The sequence below is a fragment of the Lentibacter algarum genome (genome assembly GCF_040580765.1).
Lineage (GTDB): Bacteria > Pseudomonadota > Alphaproteobacteria > Rhodobacterales > Rhodobacteraceae > Lentibacter > Lentibacter algarum.
This window is the reverse complement of record NZ_CP158687.1, coordinates 1,685,416-1,707,191: the sequence shown is the minus strand read 5'-3', so window position 1 is coordinate 1,707,191 and position 21,776 is coordinate 1,685,416. Positions and strand designations below refer to the sequence as shown.

The 21,776-nt window shown below is 56.4% G+C and carries 22 protein-coding genes and 1 tRNA gene; 11 read left to right on the top strand and 12 right to left on the bottom strand.

From position 1 onward, the window contains the following. Positions 1-22: 22 nt before the first annotated feature. Together DSM117340_RS08280 and infC are read right to left on the bottom strand one after the other, a co-directional pair. The gene (locus DSM117340_RS08280) at positions 23-616 is read right to left on the bottom strand and encodes a class I SAM-dependent methyltransferase (protein WP_089890546.1); all 594 of its coding nucleotides are present in this window, start codon (positions 614-616) and stop codon (positions 23-25) included. 68 nt (positions 617-684) lie between these two features. Next, positions 685-1,239: a translation initiation factor IF-3 gene (gene infC, locus DSM117340_RS08275; protein WP_271437490.1), complete on the bottom strand. Its 555-nt coding sequence runs from the start codon at positions 1,237-1,239 to the stop codon at positions 685-687. 198 nt (positions 1,240-1,437) lie between these two features. Between infC and DSM117340_RS08270 the strand changes: the two genes are divergently transcribed. Further along, on the top strand, positions 1,438-2,247 hold the full coding sequence (locus DSM117340_RS08270) for a hypothetical protein (RefSeq protein ID WP_089890551.1): 810 nt from the start codon (positions 1,438-1,440) through the stop codon (positions 2,245-2,247). 77 nt (positions 2,248-2,324) lie between these two features. Here the strand turns inward: DSM117340_RS08270 and DSM117340_RS08265 are convergent, their stop codons facing one another. The 6 genes from DSM117340_RS08265 to cysG form a co-directional block, all read right to left on the bottom strand. Further along, on the bottom strand, positions 2,325-3,173 hold the full coding sequence (locus DSM117340_RS08265) for a ferredoxin--NADP reductase (protein ID WP_089890554.1): 849 nt from the start codon (positions 3,171-3,173) through the stop codon (positions 2,325-2,327). Between the two features lie 70 nt (positions 3,174-3,243). Further along, positions 3,244-3,654 carry a DUF934 domain-containing protein gene (locus DSM117340_RS08260; protein WP_089890556.1) on the bottom strand — a complete coding sequence of 137 codons (411 nt, stop codon included), beginning with the start codon at positions 3,652-3,654 and terminating at the stop codon, positions 3,244-3,246. Then, positions 3,651-4,358, bottom strand: coding sequence for a phosphoadenylyl-sulfate reductase (locus DSM117340_RS08255; protein WP_089890559.1), 708 nt, complete (start codon positions 4,356-4,358; stop codon positions 3,651-3,653). Before DSM117340_RS08255 ends, DSM117340_RS08260 begins: the two co-directional genes overlap by 4 nt. Continuing rightward, entirely contained in the window at positions 4,345-6,027 is a 1,683-nt protein-coding gene (locus DSM117340_RS08250) for a nitrite/sulfite reductase (RefSeq protein ID WP_089890562.1), read from the bottom strand. The genes DSM117340_RS08255 and DSM117340_RS08250 overlap by 14 nt, the downstream gene beginning before the upstream one ends. Before the next feature lies 1 nt (position 6,028). After that, on the bottom strand, positions 6,029-6,313 hold the full coding sequence (locus tag DSM117340_RS08245) for a DUF2849 domain-containing protein (protein WP_089890565.1): 285 nt from the start codon (positions 6,311-6,313) through the stop codon (positions 6,029-6,031). Then, a complete protein-coding gene (gene cysG / locus DSM117340_RS08240) occupies positions 6,310-7,698 on the bottom strand; it encodes a siroheme synthase CysG (protein WP_089890568.1) in 1,389 nt (462 codons plus the stop codon). Before cysG ends, DSM117340_RS08245 begins: the two co-directional genes overlap by 4 nt. Before the next feature lie 136 nt (positions 7,699-7,834). On the opposite strand from cysG, the gene DSM117340_RS08235 reads away from it, so the two are divergent. The 6 genes from DSM117340_RS08235 to DSM117340_RS08210 all read left to right on the top strand — a co-directional run bounded on the left by DSM117340_RS08235 (position 7,835) and on the right by DSM117340_RS08210 (position 14,863). Further along, positions 7,835-8,296, top strand: coding sequence for an Lrp/AsnC family transcriptional regulator (locus tag DSM117340_RS08235; RefSeq protein ID WP_089890571.1), 462 nt, complete (start codon positions 7,835-7,837; stop codon positions 8,294-8,296). 157 nt (positions 8,297-8,453) lie between these two features. Continuing rightward, positions 8,454-10,178 (top strand): ATP-binding protein, encoded by a 1,725-nt coding sequence (locus DSM117340_RS08230; RefSeq protein WP_354689572.1) that lies wholly within the window; start codon positions 8,454-8,456, stop codon positions 10,176-10,178. Then, positions 10,175-11,404 (top strand): sigma-54 dependent transcriptional regulator, encoded by a 1,230-nt coding sequence (locus tag DSM117340_RS08225; RefSeq protein ID WP_089890576.1) that lies wholly within the window; start codon positions 10,175-10,177, stop codon positions 11,402-11,404. The genes DSM117340_RS08230 and DSM117340_RS08225 overlap by 4 nt, the downstream gene beginning before the upstream one ends. 276 nt (positions 11,405-11,680) lie before the next feature. Then, entirely contained in the window at positions 11,681-12,682 is a 1,002-nt protein-coding gene (locus DSM117340_RS08220) for a DctP family TRAP transporter solute-binding subunit (RefSeq protein WP_089890578.1), read from the top strand. A gap of 90 nt (positions 12,683-12,772) precedes the next feature. Then, positions 12,773-13,465: a TRAP transporter small permease gene (locus tag DSM117340_RS08215; protein ID WP_089890580.1), complete on the top strand. Its 693-nt coding sequence runs from the start codon at positions 12,773-12,775 to the stop codon at positions 13,463-13,465. A 3-nt stretch (positions 13,466-13,468) separates the two neighbouring features. Next, positions 13,469-14,863 (top strand): TRAP transporter large permease subunit, encoded by a 1,395-nt coding sequence (locus tag DSM117340_RS08210; RefSeq protein WP_271437482.1) that lies wholly within the window; start codon positions 13,469-13,471, stop codon positions 14,861-14,863. Between the two features lie 86 nt (positions 14,864-14,949). Here the strand turns inward: DSM117340_RS08210 and tpiA are convergent, their stop codons facing one another. Then, positions 14,950-15,690: a triose-phosphate isomerase gene (gene tpiA, locus DSM117340_RS08205; RefSeq protein WP_089890585.1), complete on the bottom strand. Its 741-nt coding sequence runs from the start codon at positions 15,688-15,690 to the stop codon at positions 14,950-14,952. A 111-nt stretch (positions 15,691-15,801) separates the two neighbouring features. Between tpiA and DSM117340_RS08200 the strand changes: the two genes are divergently transcribed. Then, complete coding sequence (locus DSM117340_RS08200) at positions 15,802-16,728, top strand: 2OG-Fe(II) oxygenase family protein (protein ID WP_245724415.1); 927 nt, start codon at positions 15,802-15,804, stop codon at positions 16,726-16,728. A 95-nt stretch (positions 16,729-16,823) separates the two neighbouring features. Here the strand turns inward: DSM117340_RS08200 and DSM117340_RS08195 are convergent, their stop codons facing one another. Together DSM117340_RS08195 and DSM117340_RS08190 are read right to left on the bottom strand one after the other, a co-directional pair. Further along, positions 16,824-17,216: an iron-sulfur cluster assembly accessory protein gene (locus tag DSM117340_RS08195; RefSeq protein ID WP_089890588.1), complete on the bottom strand. Its 393-nt coding sequence runs from the start codon at positions 17,214-17,216 to the stop codon at positions 16,824-16,826. A gap of 29 nt (positions 17,217-17,245) precedes the next feature. After that, the gene (locus DSM117340_RS08190) at positions 17,246-17,608 is read right to left on the bottom strand and encodes an SUF system Fe-S cluster assembly protein (protein ID WP_089891621.1); all 363 of its coding nucleotides are present in this window, start codon (positions 17,606-17,608) and stop codon (positions 17,246-17,248) included. Between the two features lie 500 nt (positions 17,609-18,108). Between DSM117340_RS08190 and lon the strand changes: the two genes are divergently transcribed. After that, on the top strand, positions 18,109-20,514 hold the full coding sequence (gene lon / locus DSM117340_RS08185; protein WP_089890590.1) for an endopeptidase La: 2,406 nt from the start codon (positions 18,109-18,111) through the stop codon (positions 20,512-20,514). A gap of 92 nt (positions 20,515-20,606) precedes the next feature. Here the strand turns inward: lon and DSM117340_RS08180 are convergent, their stop codons facing one another. Continuing rightward, positions 20,607-20,792, bottom strand: a complete 186-nt coding sequence (locus DSM117340_RS08180) for a hypothetical protein (protein WP_089890592.1) — start codon at positions 20,790-20,792, stop codon at positions 20,607-20,609. Positions 20,793-20,958: 166 nt separating this feature from the next. Between DSM117340_RS08180 and DSM117340_RS08175 the strand changes: the two genes are divergently transcribed. Further along, positions 20,959-21,507, top strand: a complete 549-nt coding sequence (locus tag DSM117340_RS08175; RefSeq protein ID WP_177170659.1) for an HU family DNA-binding protein — start codon at positions 20,959-20,961, stop codon at positions 21,505-21,507. A gap of 175 nt (positions 21,508-21,682) precedes the next feature. Then, positions 21,683-21,758 (top strand) — tRNA-Val (locus tag DSM117340_RS08170). Positions 21,759-21,776 lie beyond the last annotated feature (18 nt).

Below are 21,776 nucleotides of genomic sequence, written 5' to 3'. Positions count from 1 at the left end.
CGCTTTAATGTCTAAAGGAAGTTCAGTCTGGTTTGCGGGCAATGAAGTCGATCAAGGCGGAGCGACCTGCGTGGCCTGTGCCCTCCGAGATTTCGGCCTCATAGGAGCGGCAGGTGAGGATGTCCCAATCTGAGAAGGCGTCTTTGAGAAGCTCTTTCGTATACATGTTTTCGGCTTGAGGCGGGCCGCCTGTCTTAAAGGTGATCTGTTCGGGGGTATAGCCGTGCAGCATCATAAGGCCCTGTGGTTTGACAGCACCTTTCATCCGCTCAAAGACCAGACTCCGCTCGGCGGGGCCGAGGAATTGAATGAAAATACCAAGGACCATGTCGTAAGTCTCTTCAAACGCGTGAGACAGAACATCCACCTCACAAAAATCGACCTGAACACCGCGCTTGGTGGCAAGCGCTTTTGCCTTGGCAATGGCAGAGGGGGCATATTCGAGAGCTGTGACAGAAAGACCTTTCTCGGCGAGGAAGACTGAATTGCGGCCTTCTCCGTCTGCGACGCTAAGCGCTGTTTGGCCCGATGTGAGTAGGGCCTCGTGAGCCTTTAGAAAGTCGGCGGGCTCTGTGCCAAAGAGGTAGTCAGGGGTTTTGTAGCGCTCTTCCCACATGAGAGGTTCCTTTCAAACGCAAAACGCCCCGCGGATTAGGCGGGGCGTGTCTATTCGTGCGAGCGAGATCATTTGCTTGCGGTTGGACCGATCAGCATAACCATTTGGCGGCCTTCCATCTTGGGGAAGTTCTCGATCTTGCCGAGCTCTGCTGCGATCACGTCATCTGCGATACGCTCCAGAAGTTCGCGGCCCAAGTTCTGGTGCGCCATCTCACGGCCGCGAAAGCGCAGCGTGACTTTGACTTTGTCACCGTTGTTGAGAAACTTGACCACGTTGCGCATTTTGACGTCGTAATCATGCGTGTCGGTGTTCGGGCGGAACTTGACCTCTTTGATCTCGATGATCTTCTGCTTTTTGCGGGCCTCGGCTTCGCGCTTCTGCTGTTCGTATTTGAACTTGCCGAAATCCATTATTTTGCAAACGGGTGGGTTTGCATTGGGCGAAATCTCGACAAGGTCGAGTTCTGCCTCTTCGGCCATAATCATGGCTTGCGCAGGCGTCACAACACCTACGTTTTCGCCATCGGCGCCAATCAGACGGATTTCAGTGCTTGTGATACGGTCATTGACGCGGGGGCCAGTGTCGCGCTGTGGAGGCGCGTTATGAGGTCTACGGGCTATGGTTTTGATCCTTGTGTTGTTGACCTAGCTAGTCGTCGGGCAGGGTAGAGCGCGAATGAGGCGGATTCAAGCGGCAATCGGCTGATTTGAGCTGATTTTGGAGGCTTTCCCCCTTGCAGCTTCCGTTGGCCTACGCCATTTGGCAGATTGAGCGCGCCCCAGAAGAATCTGGGCGCCCGAACCTAAGGGGAAAGAGTTATGAAGAATTTACTGTGGATTGTGCTTGCGGCTATTGTTTTGGGCGTTGGGTACTTTGTGTATTCGGGCCAGAGCGTGACAGAAGCCGTTGAAAGCGTGACAGAGACGGTGACAGAAGTTGCCCCTGTTGAAGCCGTCACTGAAGCCGCCGAAGGCGTTGCTGAAGCCGTTGAAGGCGCTGTGGATGCGGCGACAGAAACAGCAACTGAAGCGGCAACAGCCGTGACTGAAGCTGCCGAGGCGACAGCCGATGCCGCGACAGACGCAGTTGAAGCCACCACCGAAGCGGCAACAGATGCAGCAACTGCTGTCACTGAAACTGCAGCCGAGGCTGTGGAAGCGACAACAGACGCAGCAACAGCTGTGACCGAGACAGCGACTGACGCAGTTGAAACCACAACAGAAGCTGCGACTGACGCAGTTGAGGCCACGACTGAGGCGGCCAGTGATGCGGCAACAGCCGTCACTGAGACAGCAACGGATGCGGTAGAAGCGACCACGGAAGCCGCAACTGACGTAGCTTCAGAAGCTGCCGAAGCGACAACTGATGCTGCCAGTGACGCAGCTGCAGCAACGGAAGCGGCCGCTGAAGCCACAACCGAAGCGGCGACAGACGCCATGACAGGGATGGGCGAATTGCTCACACCTGAAGGGTTCAATTTTGAAAAAGTCGCCGAGATGATCGACGGTTCAGACAAGATTGGCGCGATGCAGAAGGGCCTTCTCAAGAAGGGTCTGGAAGCTGCTCAGGACAACCCTGACGCGCTGAAAGAAATCCTGACAAAAGTAAAAGAAGCGATGGGCATGTAAGCCTAACACCGCGTGACAAGCAGAAAGCCCCGCTCAGGTTGAGCGGGGCTTTTTTATGGGCTATGTGTTAAAGCGCGTTAGTCGAGGAACGCTTTTTCGACAACATAGGTTTTTGGCTCTGAGTTCGCGCCTTCTTCAAGGCCGTAGCCTTCGAGCATCTCTTTAAGCTCAATGTTAAAGGCAAGATTGCCACAAATCATTGCGCGGTCGTTCTTTGGACAGATCGGCTCAACGCCAAGATCTGTAAAGGCCTCGCCTGAGCGCATCAAATCGGTGATACGGCCCATTTTTGGGCTCTCTTCGCGGGTTGTGGTCGGGTAATATTTGATCTTCTTCCAAAAGCCATCGCCTATGACTTCGTTGAGGAGCTCGTCTGTCTTGAGGCTTTCAATGATCTCGGCGCCATACGTCAGCTCGCCGGCTTCGCGACAGGTGTGGGTGATGATGACTTCGTCATAATCCGTATAGGTCTGTGGCTCACGCAACAGGCTCGCAAAGGGCGCAAAACCCGTACCTGTGGCAAAGAACCATATCCGCTTCCCAGGCAAGAGGGCATCATGCACGAGCGTACCAACAGGCTTAGGGCGCAGGATGACTTCATCCCCGACATTGATATGCTGAAGGCGCGAGGTGAGTGGGCCGTCCTGAACCTTGATGGAATAGAATTCAAGCTCTTCGTCCCAGCTCGGTGAGGCAATGGAGTAAGCGCGCAAAAGCGGTTTTTGCTTGCCTGTTTTTTCGTCAGGCGCGCCCATGAGGCCGATCATGACAAATTCGCCCGAGCGAAAGCGCAAGCTTGCAGGCCGCGTACAGCGGAAGCTGAACAGACGATCTGTGTAGTGCTTTACTTGGGTGACAGTCTGCGCATCGGGCAGGGTGGGCGTTTTGATCGGTTTTGCCTCGGTCATGCTGCTTATCTCGTTCATTATGTCTCTTATCGGCGATTTAAACCGATATCCTCTAGTAAGCTTTGATCTATGTCAGGTGAAGGGCAAATCAGCCCCGTAGGCGGGCTTGGTAGTCATGCGCCTGCCAATCGGCACGAAAGAGCCAGCTCTCCTCTGGCTGACGCCTGGCTTCGGCCTCTGAGATTTCCACTTCGTCAAAGCCTGCCCGCCGCGCCATAGCGTATTGATCGGCGATGAGGTGGCCTGCGGCACGCAGGCGCCCGCGATACCCCATGAGGCGCAGCTGGCGTGCAAGCGTAAAGCCGCGTCCGTCGGCAAAGCTCGGGAAGTCAATGCGGATGAGCCGCAACGAGGGCAGGCGGCCCGCGATTTGCTCAAGCGTGGCGTCGGGGGGCAGATCAAGACCAGCCCCGTTCTCGCCTGCGATTTCGCGGGGATTCTCTGTAAAACCGTGGGGCCAGTCTTCGGGGGCAAAACCATGGTCGCGGATAAGGGTCATGCGTTTTCTCCTTTGGGCGTCGTGGCGGGCAGGTGAATGCCGCATTCTGTTTTTGCGCGGTCTTGCCAACGGCCTGCGCGGCCTTTGGCGGGGCTTGTGCAGGGCGCGCAGCCGAGGGAGCCATAGCCTTTTGCTGTCAAGGGGTGGCGTGGCAGATCATGGGCCTCAAAATAGGAGGTGATCTGTTTGGGCGACCAGTTCGCCAGCGGATTGAGTTTGATGCGGCCTGTGCCGTGCTCGGCCTCAAACAGCTCAAGTGTGCTGCGCGCCCCGCCCTGGAAGCGTTTACGCCCCGAGGCCCAAGCGGCATAGGGCGCAAGTGCCGCCTGCAAGGGAGCGGTTTTGCGCAATGCGCAGCAGGCCTCTGGGTCAGAGCGGTGCAAGCGGCGTGTGGGGTCTGTGAATGATGTGTCTGCACGCAGTCTCTGCACATTGCTGAGCTGAAAGCGCGTGGCAAGCTCGGCCTGATAGGCCAGTGTCTCAGGGAAGAGCAGCTCCGTATCAATGAAGAGAATAGGGGCATCGGGCGCGATTTTGGACAGCATATGCAACAGCACAGCCGCCTCGCCGCCAAAGGAAGAGACAAGCGCTGCACGCCCCAGTAAGCCATGCGCAAACACTTCTTTGAGAAGCGATTCCGCAGGCAGGCGTGCAAAGCGCAGGTTGAGTTGTTCCGCTTTGGCGGCCAAGTTACTCTGCAGCATGGATCAGCTCCTTTGCGGGGGCTTCTGGCGCATAAAGGGCCGCTTTGAACGGCGCTAGGCCAAGGCGGCGAAACGCCTCAAGAAAGGTTTCTTCGCGGCTTTCGCGCAAGGCCAGATAGCAGCGCAGGATGCGTTCGATGGCAGGGACGATCTCACCATAGCTAAAGCCAGGCCCCGTGCGCCCGCCAAGCGCAAGGTCTGTCCCGTGATCGCCTCCAAGTGTGATTTGGTAGCTTTCAACGCCTGCTCGGTCGAGGCCCAAGATACCGATATGGCCCACGTGATGATGCCCACAGGCGTTGATGCAGCCCGAAATTTTTAGCTTCAGTGGCCCGATGTCGTGCTCAAGCTTGAGCGCGTCAAAGTGCTGTGCCAAGTCTTGCGCAACGGGGATGGAGCGCGCCGTCGCGAGGGCGCAATAATCCATGCCGGGGCAAGCAATGATATCGCTTAGAAGGCCGATATTGGCCGTTGCGAGACCTTGCGCTTTCAGCGCGGCGTGAAGCGTCGGCAGGTCGGCGCGCGCAACATGAGGCAAGATCACGTTTTGCTCGTGAGAGATGCGCAGGGCGTCATAGCCAAAGCGCGCAGCAAGATCGGCCATAAGGCGCATTTGCGCGACAGTCGCATCGCCGGGCGTCTCGCCGTGGGCTTTCAGAGAGATTGTCACGATGGCATGATCTGCCCGTTTATGGCGCGCAAGGTTGGTATCGGCCCAAGCGCGAAACACGGGGTCAGCGACGTAAGCTGCGTCATAGGCCACGAGGGGCGCCGCGCGAAAAACGGGCGGGGCAAATTGGGCGCGGATATCAGCCAGAAGGATCTGATCAACGCCACTAAACGTTGGGCGGATCAGCGCAAAACGCTCCTCCACAAGACGGGATATTTCCGCAACGCCGTGCTCATGGACTGTGATCTTGATGCGCGCCTTATATTTGTTGTCGCGCCGTCCGAGAGTATTCCACACGGAGACCACAGCCTCAAGGTAAGGCAAGAGATCAGCTTCGGGTAAGAAGTCCTTGATAACTTTGCCAATCATGGGGGTACGACCGAGGCCGCCGCCGACCAAAACCTGATACCCAAGTGCGCCGTCACGGGCAACAATGCGCAGCCCTATGTCATGCGCGGCGGTCACTGCGCGGTCATTGGGGCTGCCTGTTACAGCGACTTTGAATTTGCGTGGCAAGAACTGAAACTCTGGGTGGTCGGTGCTCCATTGGCGGATCAGTTCGGCAATGGGGCGCGGGTCGGCCAGCTCATCTGCAGCCGCACCTGCGAAGTGGTCAGCGGTCACGTTACGGATGGTGTTGCCTGAGGTCTGGATCGCGTGCAGGCCGACGCGCGCGAGATCATCTAGCATATCGGGAATGTCGCCAAGCTTTGGCCAATTGTATTGAATGTTCTGACGGGTGGTGAAGTGGCCGTAGCCTTTGTCATAAGTCTCGGCCAAATCCGCAAGCACACCCATTTGGGCGCTGTTGAGCGTTCCATAGGGTATCGCCACGCGCAGCATATAGGCGTGCAGCTGCAAATAGACGCCGTTCATCAGGCGCAGCGGCTTGAATTCATCTTCTGAAAGTTCGCCAGAAATGCGCCGCGCGACCTGAGCACGAAACTGCGCGTTGCGCGCGGCGATAAAGGCTCTGTCAAAGTCTGCATATTGATACATTTCAAAAAGCCTCGGTTTGTTTGCCGTGAAAGCGGTTGGAGGGGCCTGTGGCACGAAATGCCTCGCGAAAATGCAAGGGAGCGGGCGAGCCGTCCGCAAGGCTCACGGGCATAAGATAAGCGCCGACAGCCTCGGAAGGATTGACGGAGAAGAGGCGCTCCTCGGCCACGGCCTCGTCGGTGAAGACTTCGGCATCAGCCATTGTTCTTGCCCAGCTGCCTTGGGCCGTGAGGTAAATGACATCGCCCTCAAGGAGCGCATTGGCAGTGATCAGGCTCGGCGTCATTGTGCGACCTCCTGTTTGAGAGTGGGGGCCACTGCGTCTCTTGGGGCAAGGCCCAGAAGCGTAAGCGCAGGGCCTGTGAGCGCGGCCTCTGCCAAAGCGTTTGGCAATTGGCCGAGTGTGGTGGCAACGATGCGTTGGTTGGGCAGGCTCGCGTTCTCCACAAGGCTGACGGGCGTGTTTGCCGCAGCGCCATGCATCAGCAGGCGGCCTTGAATGAACCGCGCGGCGCGCTTGCCCATATAGATGGCAGCGACTTCGCCTGCGCGCGCGAGGCTCTTCCAGTCCTGATCGGCATATCCCTGCATGTCATGCCCTGTCACAAGGCGGGCCTCGGTGTTGCGGCCCCGTTTGGTGAGGCTTTGGCCCAAGGCCGCAGCCGAGGCCGACGCTGCTGTGATTCCTGGGATAATGCTGAAGGCAATGTCATGCGCTTCGCAGGCCTCAATCTCTTCATCCAAACGCGCAAAGACAGCAGGATCCCCGCCCTTGAGGCGCAGAACCTGCACGCCCGCGCTTGCGTGTTTGACAATGAGCGCATTGATATCAGCTTGTGACATGGCAGCGCCAAAGCCCTCTTTGCCTGCCGAGAGCATAAGCGCCTCACGGCGCGCAAGCTCCAGAATAGCGGGAGAAACAAGGCGATCATAGATCACCACATCCGCTTCATGCAGCGCGCGGCGGGCCTTGAGTGTGAGCAGCTCGGGGTCTCCGGGGCCCGCGCCCGCAAATACGACATGGCCCTCGGCAGGCGCTTCGGTGAGGTGCTGCGCCAACAGGGTGTCAAGCGCGGCTTTGGTCGCCGCTTCGCCCTTGGAGATACTGGCTGGACCAGTCTTGGTGTAATACTCTGACCAGAAGGCGCGACGGGCCCGGCCCATCGGCAGGGTGTCGGCAGCGTGGCGGAAGGCCTTGCCGATCCGTGCCAGCGCACCGAGTGAGGACGGCAGGCGCGCTTCAAGATCGGCTTTGATCTGGCGGGCGAGCACGGGGGCCGCGCCTTCTGTACCAATGGCGATGGTGACGGGGTCACGATCTACAATTGCGGGCGTGATAAAGTCACTGCCTTCAAGATTATCGACAATGTTGAGTAAGACGCGGGCGCTGTGGGCAAGAGTTGCGGTCTCGCTGTCTCTGGCCTCGGCCTCATCGGCTGCATAAACGAGCGCCGCGCCTGCGACATCTTCCGCTTTGAGAGCCCGACGATGAAGTGTGAGTGCGCCTGCGTTTGCCCAGTCGATGATTTCGGGTGCCGCGTCTGGCGCAAAGACATGCAAATTGGCTTCGGTTTTCATAAGCAAACGCAGCTTGGCCAACGCCGCCTCGCCGCCACCTGAAAGTATAATGCGTGCAGCGCGTGTGTTGAGAAAAACAGGGTAATGTTGCATGGCGTTCATCCTTAACGTTCCGCTTGAATATAGGAAATTGTTCCAATATGACGCCAGTAGCTGCTGCAAATAAGGACATGTGTTTCAATTTGCGCAGCAAGCATGATGAGCGTTTGGATTTGAGAAGGAAGCGGGAATGTCTGTTCGTCTGGATGAGCTGGATCGGAAAATTCTGGCAGAGCTGCAACGCGACGGAGCGCAGTCTTTGGATGAGATTGCCACGCAAGTGGGCAGCTCAAAGACGCCTGTCTGGAACCGGATTCGCAAAATGAAAGAGAGCGGTGTGATCCGCCAGCAGACCGTGCTTCTGGATGCCGAGGCGCTTGGGCTTGAAGCTTGTTTCTTTGTTCTCATTCGTACGAGCGAACATGAGAAGCATTGGCAGGATGCGTTCTTGCGGGCACTGCACGAGCGGCCAGAAGTGATGGAAGCACACCGCTTGGCAGGGGATATCGACTACATCCTGAAAGTGCGTGTCCCCAATGCGCGCGCGTATGATGTCTTCTATCAGGCACTGATTTCGGAAGTGAAAATCCACAATGTCACAGCGCTTTTGTCGATGGAAGAGATCAAGCACACAACGATGCTGCCTCTCTAAGCGGGACGATCCTGCGCATGAGTGATGCCGCGGGGGTCAGCCCCGCACCCCAGTGATATTTCGAGAGAGTGAAAGGCCAAGCTGTCTTTTGAGGTTGGTGGCCGGCGCTGACGGCTAGAGGCTTTGCAAGAGCCAGAGCAGAGGCTATGCAGGGCCCATGAGGCAAAGTATTCTGATCAGGTTGGGGCTATGGGGCGCATTTTTGGCGCTGGTTCTGGCTGTGAGTTTCGGGGTGTATCGCTACGGGCTGGCACAGGCTATGGAGCAGCTTAAAGCGCGCGGGCAAGCAGACCTTGCTTTGGCGGGTGATCGCTTTGCGACGCGTCTCCAGCGCTATCAAGAGCTTGCAGTCATGATGGCCGATCATCCCAGTCTTGAAGCCTTGACAGGCGCGGGCGCGGGAGAGGCCCTGAGACGCGAGGCTGCGGAGGATTTCTTGCGCAGCGCTGCGGATAAGACAGGGGCGTTGGCGCTCGCTTACGTGAGCCGCGAAGGAGTGTTGCTGGCTCAGGCTGGAGAAACTCTGGGAGCTGAGGCGCTTGAGGGGCCCTGGCGCGCGCGTGCCGCGCAGGGCGCGCTTGGCACAGGGCACGGGATTGTGCAGGGCCAAGCTGGCGCGCGGCGGGCCTATTTCTATGCGGCGCCTGATTTTGGCCGTGACGGGCGTGTGCGGGCGATGTTGCTTGTGGTCGTGGATATTGATGAGCTGGAATACGGCTGGCGCTCAAGCTCGCCTGCTGTCTTTTTCACCAACGTTGATGGGCGTGTCTTTATGGCAAACCGCTCCGAACTTGTTTTTGCTGAAGTGCGGGCCGAAGATGCGGGACTGGTGCTACAGGACGGTGCTGAGGGCCGGATTGTTCAGAGCTTGCAGGGCGGCGAGGAAATATGGGAGCTGGCTCTTGGGCCGTATATTCCGCGCCGCGCGCTGCATCTTACAAAAGAGATGCCCGTGATGGCGATGCGGGCCGAGGCGCTTGTGGATGTCGCGCCTGCGGAGCGGCTTGCTGGGTTGCAGGCCTTGGTCGTGGCGGCGGTCTTGGTGGCTTTTGGAGCGATCCTGTTTTTGGTTACAGAGCGGCGGCGCACGCTTCTTTCGGCCAACCGTCAGCTTGAAGCGCGGGTTGAGGCCCGTACAGGCGAGTTGCGCCGCGCGCAGGCTGACCTTGTGCAAGCGGGCAAGCTGAGTGCCTTGGGGCAGATGAGTGCGGGGATCAGTCATGAGCTGAACCAGCCGCTCATGGCGATTGGGCAGTTCGCTGAAAACGGTGTGCGCTTTTTGGCGCAGGGTAAGCGCGATGTGGCCGAGGACAACCTCAAGCGCATTTCTGCTCTCAGCGCACGAGCGGCGCGGATCATCAAGAATCTCAGGGCCTTTGCGCGCAATGAAAGGGAGCCAATGGGGCGGATCGAGCTGGGCAACGTGATCAACTCGGCTGTGGATTTGACTGAGACGCGTCTCGCCGAGGCGGGCGTTACGATGGACTGGACGGCGCCTAAAACACCCTACTATGTCAAAGCGGGCGAGGTCAGGTTGGGGCAGGTCTTTGTCAATCTGATCACCAATGCCGCAGATGCGATGCAGGGGCAGGCGGGGGAGAAGACTATCCGAATTCGCTGCCATGCGGGCGAGCGCCTGATGGTGGATGTGCGCGATACAGGGCCAGGGATCACGGACCCTGAGAAGATATTTGAACCGTTTTACTCCACAAAAGCTGTGGGCAGTGCCGAGGGGATGGGGCTTGGCCTGTCGATCTCTTATGGTTTGATAGAAAGCTTTGGTGGCAAGATTACAGGGCGCAATGCGAGCATGACAGAAGGCGCGCGAGGCGCTGTCTTTACTGTCGAGCTGGAACGTTGGCGCGAGGAGAGTTCGGTATGAGCAAGATAGTTCTGATTGTGGATGATGATCGCGCGGTGCGCGACGCTCTTGCACAGACGCTTGAGTTGGAGGGGCTTCGGCCTGTTTTGGCGGGCTCGTTTATTGAAGCCAAAGATCATATCAGCGCCGAGTTTGACGGAGCTGTGCTTTCAGATATGCGCATGCCCGGACGCGATGGCTTTCACCTCTTGGCGCATGCGCGAGGCGTGGATCCTGAACTGCCTGTGATTTTGCTGACTGGGGAGGGTGACATCCCGATGGCCGTGAAGGCGATGGGCGAGGGCGCGTTTGACTTTCTTGAAAAGCCCTGTGCGCCAGAGGCTTTGCTGGCCGTGCTGCGCCGTGCATTGACGACAAGAGCGCTTGTTCTGGAAAACCGCGCTTTGAAGGCTGAGGCGCTGGCGGGAGACGCTGCCGCGCGGATGATTTTTGGGACGTCTCAAAAAGCCGAGGATTTGCGCAGCAGGGTGCGCAAGCTCGCACGGCTTGATGTTGAGGCGCTTGTGACAGGGCCGCGAGGTGCAGGAATCGCAAAAGTCGCCGAGGTGGTGCATTTGAGTTCGCGCCGTCGTGGAGGGCCTTTTGTGCGCCGTCAATCGTCAGCGCTGGATGTGGCAGGGTTTGAAGCCGCACTTCACGATGCGGCAGAAGGGACGTTGTTTCTGGATGAGATCGATACATTGCCGGCAAGCCTGCAATATTCCATGGCGGAGCGGCTCGATGCGGGACTGGCGACGCGTTTGATCGCGGGGTGTTCTGGTGACTTGCAAGAGGTCGTTGAGGCAGGGCGCTTCAATGCGGAGCTGTTCTATCGCCTTGAGGGGATGAGCTTGCGCATTCCTGCCCTCAGCGAACGGCCCGAGGATATCCCTGTTATATTCCAACATTATGTGCGCCAAGCGGCTGAGCAAGCGGGCCTTGTGAGCCCCGAAATTTCACCAGATACACTTTCGGCGTTGATGGCTCAGGACTGGCCTGGCAATACCCGCTCGCTTATGAGCGCCGCGATGCGCTTTGTGCTTGGGATGGCAGATACGGTCGGGAATGCGGGCGATCTGGGGCTTGCGGAGCAGATGGCGCGGGTCGAACGCTCGCTTCTGATTGCAGCTCTTGGGCGGCAAAATGGCAAAGCCAGCGCCGCTGCCGAAGCGCTAAAGCTGCCGCGCAAGACGTTTTACGACAAGCTCGCGCGCTATGACATTAAGCCAGACGATTACCGCCGCTGAACGGCTTGGAACGCTGTGCACATCGAGGCGCGCCTTTGGGCTCGATCTCGAAGTATTCGACGAAAAAGAAAATCTGAAACTGTGCGGTTTATCGCACGTTTGTATTGTTGGGTTGTGCGAAATTTCGCACAGCAAAGCATAGGCGCAATTTTAAGACTCTGAAATTACGTCAAAAAATCTCAATCTTGCGTGGGCAAGGCAGAGTGGCGAAAGATTGCTCATCCGCCTGTATGGGAGTGCAGGCGAAGTGATTCTGAACTCTGGGAGGAGATATCTATGAAATTTATCACAACAACTCTGACGGCTTTGTCGCTCACAGTCTCAGCTGGCGCTGTTTCAGCGGCATGCGACGATGGCGAAATGGTTATCAAATTCAGCCACGTTACAAACACAGACAAGCACCCAAAGGGTATTGCCGCCTCGCTTCTGCAAGAGCGCATCAACACTGAGATGAACGGCAAGGCCTGCATGGAAGTCTTCCCGAACTCAACGCTCTATGATGATGACCAAGTTCTGGAAGCGATGCTGCAGGGCGATGTTCAGATGGCGGCACCAAGCCTGTCAAAATTTGAGCAGTTCACCAAGCAATTCCGCATCTTCGACTTGCCGTTCATGTTCAAGAACATCAACGCTGTAGACGCATTCCAAAGCTCGGACACTGGCCAAGCGATGAAAGCTTCGATGACACGTCGTGGTCTTCTCGGTCTTGAGTTCTGGCACAACGGCATGAAGCAGATGTCGGCCAACAAGCCACTCAACCTGCCAACAGATGCCGCTGGCCTCAAGTTCCGCGTGCAGCCATCAGACGTGATCAAGGCGCAAATGGAAGCGATTGGCGTGAGCCCGCAGCCTATGGCCTTCTCTGAAGTGTACGGTGCGCTGCAAACTGGCGTTGTAGACGGACAAGAGAACACATGGTCAAACATCTACGGCCAGAAGTTCTTCGAAGTTCAGGACGGCATCACAGAAACCAACCACGGCATCATCGACTACATGGTCGTTGTTGGAACGGACTGGTGGGATAGCCTCGATGAGGACATGCGCACACAACTCGCAACGATCCTCAACGAAGTCAGCACCGAGCGTAACGCTGCTGTTGGCAAAGTGGACGGCGACGCCCGCCAAGCCATTCTGGACGCAGGCACAACAATCCGCGAGCTTGACGCGGCAAGCCGTCAGGCTTGGGTTGATGCAATGATGCCAGTTTGGGGTCAGTTCAAAGACGATGTTGGCCAAGAAAACATCGACGCGGCCCAAGCGATCAACGCGCAGTTCTAAGCTTCGCATTTGACCGAAAGACGCAGGCCCGGCCCAACAGACGGCTGGGCCTGCGCGCTACTCTTTCCTCTATCATAGGAGCGAATGACTATGGCTCATGGCTATAAGGCAAAGGGACCGGTGGGTCGTTTCGTCAACGAACTGGAAGAAACCATTATCGCCTTTATTCTCGGCATGATGACGCTTCTGACCTTCATCAACGTTGTTTTGCGCTACCTCTTCAATACCAGCATGATCTGGGTTCTTGAGACGGTGACATTTCTGTTTGCGTGGCTGGTGCTCTTTGGGGTGTCTTACGCAATCAAAACCACCTCGAACCTTGGCGTGGATACAGTAATCAACCTTTTTTCCGCGCGCGTGCGCAAAGTCTTGGCTTTGGTCGTGGGAGCGATCTGCATAGGCTACGCCTTCTTGCTGCTCAAAGGTGCTTGGGATTACTGGGCTAACTTTGCCAACCTGCCGCAAACGACAGGTCGCTGGTTCCCGACGGGCTTTGAAGAGATGCGCGCAACCTCTTATCGCGCTTGGTATGGTGTGGAGGATATCCCGCTGCCCGAGATCCTACGGTTTCTGGAGCCTTTGATGAACGAGGGCGAGGAATATGAAAAACTGCCACGCTTCATTCCCTATGTGATCCTGCCGTTTGGCATGGCTCTGATGCTGTTCCGTTTTATTCAGGCGACGGTGCGGGTGTGGACGGGCGAGGCCACGAGCCTGATTGTGAGCCATGAGGCCGAGGACGCCGTTGAAGACGCGCGCCGCGCCCACGGGCAGGGGGACTGATTTATGGAAGTTGCAATTCTTTTTGGCCTGATTATCGGCCTGATGCTGATCGGCGTGCCGATTGCCGTTTCGCTCGGCGTCAGCTCGGTGGTTTTCCTTCTGGTCTTGAGTGATACGTCGCTTGCCTCTGTGGCGCAGTCGTTGTTTCAGGCAATGGCTGGGCATTACACGCTGCTCGCGATCCCGTTCTTCATTCTCGCGTCTTCGTTTATGTCGACAGGTGGTGTCGCCAAGCGGATCATCCGCTTCTCCATCGCCTGTGTGGGTCACCTGCGAGGCGGTCTTGCGATTGCGGGCGTTTTTGCCTGTATGATGTTTGCGGCGCTCTCTGGCTCTTCGCCCGCGACAGTGGTCGCCATCGGGACAATCGTTATCGCAGCGATGCGTGAAGCGGGCTACACCAAGGACTTCGCCGCAGGTGTGATCGCCAACGCGGGGACACTCGGTATCCTTATTCCACCCTCTATCGTTATGGTGGTTTATGCCTCAGCGACTGATGTTTCGGTGGGCCGTATGTTCCTTGCTGGCGTTATCCCTGGGATCATGGCGGGGCTTATGCTCATGATCACGATCTATATCATGGCGCGCATCCGCAACATGCCCAAGGGCGAATGGCTCGGCTGGGGTGAAGTGGCCCGCAGCTTTGGCGATGCCTTCTGGGGTCTGCTTCTGATCATCATCATCATGGTGGGTATCTACGGTGTTCCGGGCCTGACAGGGGCGATCTTCACGCCCACAGAGGCGGCGGCTGTTGCGGCGGTCTATTCCTTTATCGCAGCGGTGTTTATCTATCGTGACATCGGTCCGCTTGCAGGCAAGGACGGGCATCGCAACCTTACGCTTCTTGAAAAGCCTAAGGCGCTTGTGACGGCCTTCTTTCATGTTGATACGCGCAACACACTGCTGGACGCAGGCAAGCTCACGATTACGCTGATGTTTATCATCGCCAACGCGCTGATCCTGAAGCATGTCCTGACAGATGAGCAAATTCCGCAGAAAATCGCCTCGGCGATGCTCGATGCGGGCCTTGGGCCGATCATGTTCCTTGTGATCGTCAACGTGATCCTGCTCATTGGTGGCCAGTTCATGGAGCCGTCAGGCCTCCTGATCATCGTCGCACCGCTGGTGTTTCCGATCGCGATCGAATTGGGGATCGACCCGATTCATCTCGGGATCATCATGGTTGTGAACATGGAAATCGGGATGATCACACCACCAGTGGGGCTCAACTTGTTTGTGACCTCTGGGGTCGCGGGTATGTCAATGATGCGGGTGGTGAAAGCGGCACTCCCGTTCACGGGCGTTCTTTTCATCTTCCTTATCATGGTCACTTATATCCCAGCCATTTCGACATGGTTGCCGACCTTGCTGATGGGACCTGAGATCATCACCAAATAAAGGGGCGCAAGCGCTCTCTACAAAAAAGGCGGCGCTTGTCATGAGCGCCGCCTTTTTCCGTTTGATCGGTTGGAGAAGCGCCGTGCTTAAACGGCTTCCAGCGCTTTGATAATAGGGGAGAAGGCGTCTGCTGTCAGCGAAGCCCCACCCACAAGTGCACCATCGACATTGGGGACAGTGAATATCTCGGCGGCATTGTCAGGCTTGACCGAACCACCATACAAAATACGTACCGAACGGCCCACACCTGCACCAAACCGGCGCTCCAGACGCGCGCGAATAAAGTCATGGACCTCACCGATCTGCGCAAGCGTAGGCACGAGCCCAGTGCCAATCGCCCAAATCGGCTCATAAGCGACAACAAGGTTTTCGCCCGTTGCGTTGTCAGGAATCGAGCCTGCCAGTTGTCCACCTATGATATCTAGAGTGTTCTGTGCTTCACGCTGAGCGGCACTTTCGCCCATGCAGACAATCGCCATCAGCCCTTCGGCTTGTGCCGCTCGGGCTTTTGCACGGACGATCTCGGAATGCTCTTCATGCGCTTCGCGGCGCTCAGAATGCCCGACAATCACAGCACTGCCACCTGCATCCTTGATCTGTGCCGCCGAAATGTCACCCGTATGCGCCCCCGAAGGCAGCATGTGGCAATCTTGCGCGCCAAATTTGAGCGGCGCATAGGAGGTTGCGGCATGCAGCAATGTCGCAGGTGGGCAGATCAGGATATCAACAGCGCTCTCACCATGGGCGGTTGCGAGCTTGCCAATCTCCACAAGATTGGCCTGTGTTCCGTTCATCTTCCAGTTGCCTGCTGCCAGTTTGCGCCGCATCATTCGCTCCTTATCTCTTTCAAATCTCCTAGCAGCTTGACCGCGCGGGGCCAATATAGAACTCGTGCGGTTGCGTGTCGCCAGAAGATGGCTAGAAAGGCAGCGAAAGTGATGAGGATCCTTGATATGATTGACCAGATCGACTTTGGCGCGCTGCAAGCGCATGACCCAAGCACCCGCGCCAAACTGCGCCGTGGTGTGCTTGAGACAGGTTTCCTCAAAATAAACAACACACCGATTTCAAAAGAAAATGTCGATGCGTTGATCAAGGCCTATGGGGCATTCTTTGCCCAATCAAACGCAGAGAAATCTAAAGTCGATATGGCTGCGACAGGGTCAAACCGTGGCTGGGGCGCAAGCGGTTCAGAGCAGGTCGATCCGATGGCCAACCCTGATTACAAAGAAGTGTTTGACTGCGGTTTTGAGCTTGGCAAAGACGACCCGCTGCGCGCAGAGGGGTTGCTTGTCTATGGGGACAACCAATGGCCCACGGCGCCAGAGGGCTTTCAAGCAACGGTTCAAGAGTATTATGCAGGGGCGATCACATTGTGCCGCGCGCTTCTGGGCCATATTGCGGAAGTGGCAGAGCGCGAAGCTGGCTATTTTGACAGTCGTTTTACGCGGCCCATGGCACTCTTGCGCGGCAATTATTACCCTGCGCGTCCGGATTGGGCAGGCGAGAAGGATTTCGGCATCGCGGCTCATACGGACTACGGCTGCCTAACGCTTCTCACGGGAGATGGCACTGCAGGTCTTGAAGTTCTCGGCGCCGATGGAGACTGGCACGCGGTTGATGTGGCGCCGGGGGAATTTGTCATAAACTTTGGTGAAATGTTGGAGATGTGGACAGGTGGACGCGTGAAAGCCACGCTGCACCGTGTTGTTGGCTCAGGTGCGGAACGGATTTCTGTGCCGATGTTTTTCAATCCGAACCACGATACCGATGTAAGCGCAGAAGGGGCCGAGCCGATTTCAGCAGGGGCCTATCTCAAGCGGCGGTATGACGAGACTTATGTTCACCTGCAGGGCAAAGGCTGACTGATTGGTCAACCACTTCATAAGCCCACGGGCTTATGAAGCCCCCCTGGGATATTTATGGAAAGAAGAAGTGGACAGACGCCTTTGGTCTCGGTTCAGCGTAGATTGGGAACTTGACCAAGATCTGCCGCGAGAGCTTCGACGTCTTTGAATTTGATGGATTCGCCGCAACCGCAAGCGTCTTCGACATTCGGGTTGTTGAACTTGAAGCCCGCTTCGAGAAGCGAGATTTCATAATCGATCTCGGTCCCGAAGAGGAACATCTGTGCCATCGGTGCGATCAGAATCCGCGCACCGTTTTCTTCTACGACTTCGTCATGCTCAGCCAGAGCATCGACATATTCCATCGTATACTCCATGCCCGCACAGCCGCCTTTTTTGACGCCAATGCGCAGGCCCTTGTGGCCTTTGGCCTCCATGAGCTTACGGATCTGGGCGGCAGCAGCCTCTGTCATTGTAACCGCTTGTTTGCCTGGAATGCCGAACATGAGAAGTATCTCCTAAGCGTTTGGCTAAATTACATAAAGCCGAGTTCAAGTCGGGCTTCGTCGGACATCATGTCCATGCCCCAAGGTGGGGACCAGACAAGTTCTACGTCCACTTGTTTGACGCCTTCTAGCGGCTCAATCGCTTCCGCAACCCAGCCGGGCATTTCACCGGCAACAGGGCAGCCCGGAGCTGTAAGGCTCATCAAGACACGCACTTCGCCCTGATCGTTGATTTCGATCGTGTAGATCAGGCCAAGATCATAGATATTAACTGGAATTTCAGGGTCATAGACCGAACGGCAAGCCTCAACGATATTTTCGTAGAGTGGATGGCCCGTATCGGACGGAGCAATCAGCGGTGTGCCTTCGATGGGATCGATCATTTCAGTCATAAGGGCGTCCTTTAGTTCCTGACTGATTATATAGGGATAGGCGCGCGCCGCGTAAAGGCGCGAGTGTCTTGTTTTTGTGCCAAGATGCACGCAGCCTTGCCTTGGGCGTTATAGTCCCCTCCTCTTCACGGGGTGGTGTCACCATTCCTGTCGCGCGGCGGAGTGGATTGGCCGCCGCAACCGCCCTGAATATGCACATCCTTTTGCACATCACCCAGTCACAAAGCTGTGTCTGGCTTTGACTTACAGGATTACTGCAAATCCCCGATTATGGACCAGTGCGGGCCTGATTTCTCCTGCCACAAAGCTGTTTGGGCGAAATCTGTCGCAAAACCATAGCATTTGAGCCTTGCTGATTGACGCGCCGAAAGGCATCTTAACCGAGAATTCGTGTTGAAATGGGTGCGGGCAACACCCAAGTTAACACTCTTAAACGCGGAAGGCTTTGATGCTGCCTCAGAAGAGGGGTGCAAGGCCTTGCCACTGAACAGGACAAGAGCATGACAGAAGAATTGAACGCCTCCTACCCAGTACTGCCGTTGCGCGACATTGTGGTTTTCCCCCACATGATCGTGCCGCTTTTTGTGGGCCGTGAAAAATCGGTTCGCGCGCTGGAAGAGGTTATGAATGACGGCAAGCAGATCCTGCTCGCGGCGCAGGTTGATCCTGGCGAGGATGACCCTGATACAAACGGCATTTACCAAGTGGGCGTGCTGGCCAATGTGCTGCAGCTCCTCAAGCTTCCCGATGGGACAGTAAAAGTGCTTGTCGAAGGGGTCGCGCGGGTCAGCATAACGGGCTATCTCGACAACCCTGAGTTTTTTGAAGCCAGTGCCGAGGCGTTGGACGAAGAGTTGGGCGATGAGGCCACGATCGAAGCGCTCTTGCGCACCGTCGGCAACGAATTTGAGCGCTATGCCAAAGTGCGCAAGAATATCCCCGAAGAGGCTCTGGCCGCTGTGGGCGAAGCCCAAGAGCCAGAAAAACTGGCAGACCTCGTCGCAGGACATCTCGGTATCGAAGTGGATCAGAAGCAGGAGCTTCTTGAGACGCTGGATGTAAGCGCCCGTCTGGAGAAGGTCTACGGCCTGATGCAGGGCGAAATGAGCGTGTTGCAAGTCGAGAAGAAGATCAAAACGCGCGTCAAGTCCCAGATGGAACGCACGCAGCGCGAGTATTATCTTAACGAGCAGATGAAGGCGATCCAGAAGGAGCTGGGCGACGGGGAAGAGGGCGAGGGCGAATTGGCCGAGCTCGAAGACCGTATCAGCAAGACCAAGCTCTCCAAAGAGGCCAAAGAAAAAGCGGATGCCGAGCTCAAAAAGCTCAAGAACATGTCGCCCATGTCCGCTGAGGCGACCGTTGTGCGCAACTATCTTGACTGGATGCTCAGCATTCCGTGGGGTGTTAAATCACGCGTGAAAAAAGACCTGACCCGCGCCGAGAAGGTGCTGGATGATGACCACTATGGTCTTGAAAAGGTTAAGGAACGTATTGTCGAGTATCTCGCGGTACAGCAGCGTAGCCAGAAGCTGAAGGGCCCGATCATGTGCCTTGTCGGCCCTCCCGGTGTGGGTAAGACCTCGCTTGGGAAGTCCGTTGCCAAAGCGACGGGGCGCGAGTTTATCCGCATCTCTCTTGGCGGCGTGCGCGACGAGAGCGAAATTCGGGGTCACCGCCGCACCTATATCGGCTCGATGCCCGGCAAGATCATTCAGGCTCTGAAAAAGGCCAAAACGACAAATCCGCTGATCTTGCTCGACGAGATCGACAAGATGGGTCAGGATTTCCGCGGCGATCCTGCGTCAGCGATGCTTGAGGTTCTTGATCCTGAGCAAAACAGCACCTTCGTCGACCATTATCTTGAGGTGGAATACGATCTCTCCAACGTAATGTTCCTCACCACGTCCAACAGCTACAACATGCCTGGCCCACTTTTGGACCGCATGGAGATTATCCCGCTGTCAGGGTATACGGAGGACGAAAAGCGCGAGATTGCCAAACAGCACCTGATCAGCAAGCAGATCAAAAACCATGGCCTCAAAGCTAAGGAATTTGAACTGACAGATGAGGCCCTCACCGACATGATCCGCTATTACACCCGTGAGGCGGGCGTGCGGAACTTGGAGCGTGAAGTGGCGAAAGTTGCGCGCAAGGCTGTCACACAGATCGTCAAGAAAGAAGCTGAGACGGTCAAAGTGACGTCTGACAATCTTGATGACTTCCTTGGCGTGCGTAAATACCGCCACGGTCTGGCCGAAGACGAAAACGCCGTCGGCGTTGTCACAGGGCTTGCCTATACCTCTGTTGGTGGCGACTTGCTTCATATTGAGGCCCTCAAGCTTCCGGGCAAAGGCCGCATGAAAACCACAGGTAAGCTCGGCGATGTGATGAAAGAGAGCATTGAGGCGGCCTCAAGCTATGTGCGCTCGATCAGCCCGAGCATTGGCGTCAAGCCGACGAAGTTCGACAAGATCGACATTCACGTTCACGTGCCCGATGGTGCCACGCCCAAAGACGGGCCAAGTGCGGGCCTTGCGATGGTGACGTCTATTGTCTCGGTCCTTACAGGGATCCCTGTGCGCAAAGACATCGCCATGACAGGTGAAGTCAGCCTGCGCGGCAACGCGATGCCGATTGGTGGCCTGAAAGAGAAGCTGCTCGCGGCCCTTCGCGGCGGGATCAAGACAGTGCTCATTCCAGAAGAAAACGAGAAAGATCTCGCAGATATTCCGGACAATGTGAAAGAGGGCCTTGAGATTATCCCTGTGAAGCATGTGAGCGATGTTCTGAAGCGCGCCCTTGTGTCGACACCAGAGGCCATCGAGTGGGATGAAGAGGCCGAAGAGGCTGCGGCTGCGGCCCGTCTTGCCGCCACGACAGGTGCAGGGGCAACGGCACACTAAACTCACACTCTATTGAAAAGAAAAGCGCCGCCTCATCAATTGGGGCGGCGCTTTTGTATTGAGTGGCGAGCGTAGCGCCAGAGATTGTCTGATCAGAAGTGCGGGATGGCGAGCACGACGGCCAGCAAGGCAACAAGCGATGTGCCAGAAGACGAAGACGTGGCTGTATCAGCGACAATCACATCCATTTCGATAACAGGATCGGCCATAGAGCCGGCCTGAGCGACGCCAGCTGCAAGTGAAAGTGACAGCGCGAAAGCGGTTGTAAGATTTTTCATAAAGTTCCCCTAGGTAACATAACGACGCTATCTTTAGTCGTTTCTGACACAAAATAAAGGCCCGTGACGTTTGTTTTCAGTTGAAATCCACAGAAAATTACTAGTCACACCCCATAGAAATTGCTAAAAGTTAACAAAAAATAACTAAATATAGAGGTGGAGCAAAATGACAGAGACAACCCAAAATCCAGTGAGCACAAAGACCGCATCCAAAACAACTGCGCCCAAAAAGGCGAAGGCGGCAGCCCCAAAGAAGGCCACTCCCAAAAAGACCAGTGCCAAAAAGGCTGCGCCTAAAACCGTAGCAAAGGCATCACCCCTCAAAGGGACAGGCCCCGAAGTGACGCCAAAGGCTGCAACTGCGCCCTTGGCAGCGCCAGAGCCTGTGGCGGCTGCGGCCAAGGTTGCGCCTGTGCTCGTCACCACGACAGCTCCGGCACTTGCGACCGAAGAGATGCGCAAAGAACACCTGCTTGATGAAGTGGCCAAGCGTTCAGGGGCAAAGCGCAAGGACGTGAAGCCCATTGTCGAAGCCATGCTCGAGGTCTTGGGCGAAGCGCTCGGTGAGGCCCGCGATATCAACCTGAAACCGCTTGGAAAGATCAAGGTTGCGCGCACCAAACAAGTCGCCAATGGCCGCGTGATCAACCTACGCTTACGTCAGTCCGATATGGTGATCAAAGAGCTGGAAGATAAAGCGGAAGCGGCGGAATAATTGTTGCGCCTGTTTTCCGTTTGAGAAAACCCGCCAATCCTTAAGAAAACAAAGGCGGAGCAGGGGCTCCGTCTTGATCTCCAAAACGGCTTGATAAAGTTTTTCGCCGCTTTCTCGTTTTTTCTCGAAAATGGCGCTTGCAAGGTCGCGCGGCTGGGGCTAAACACCGCCGCACGGGTCGTTAGCTCAGTTGGTAGAGCGCTTCGTTTACACCGAAGATGTCGGGAGTTCGAGCCTCTCACGACCCACCATTTTCCCCTCTTTTACGT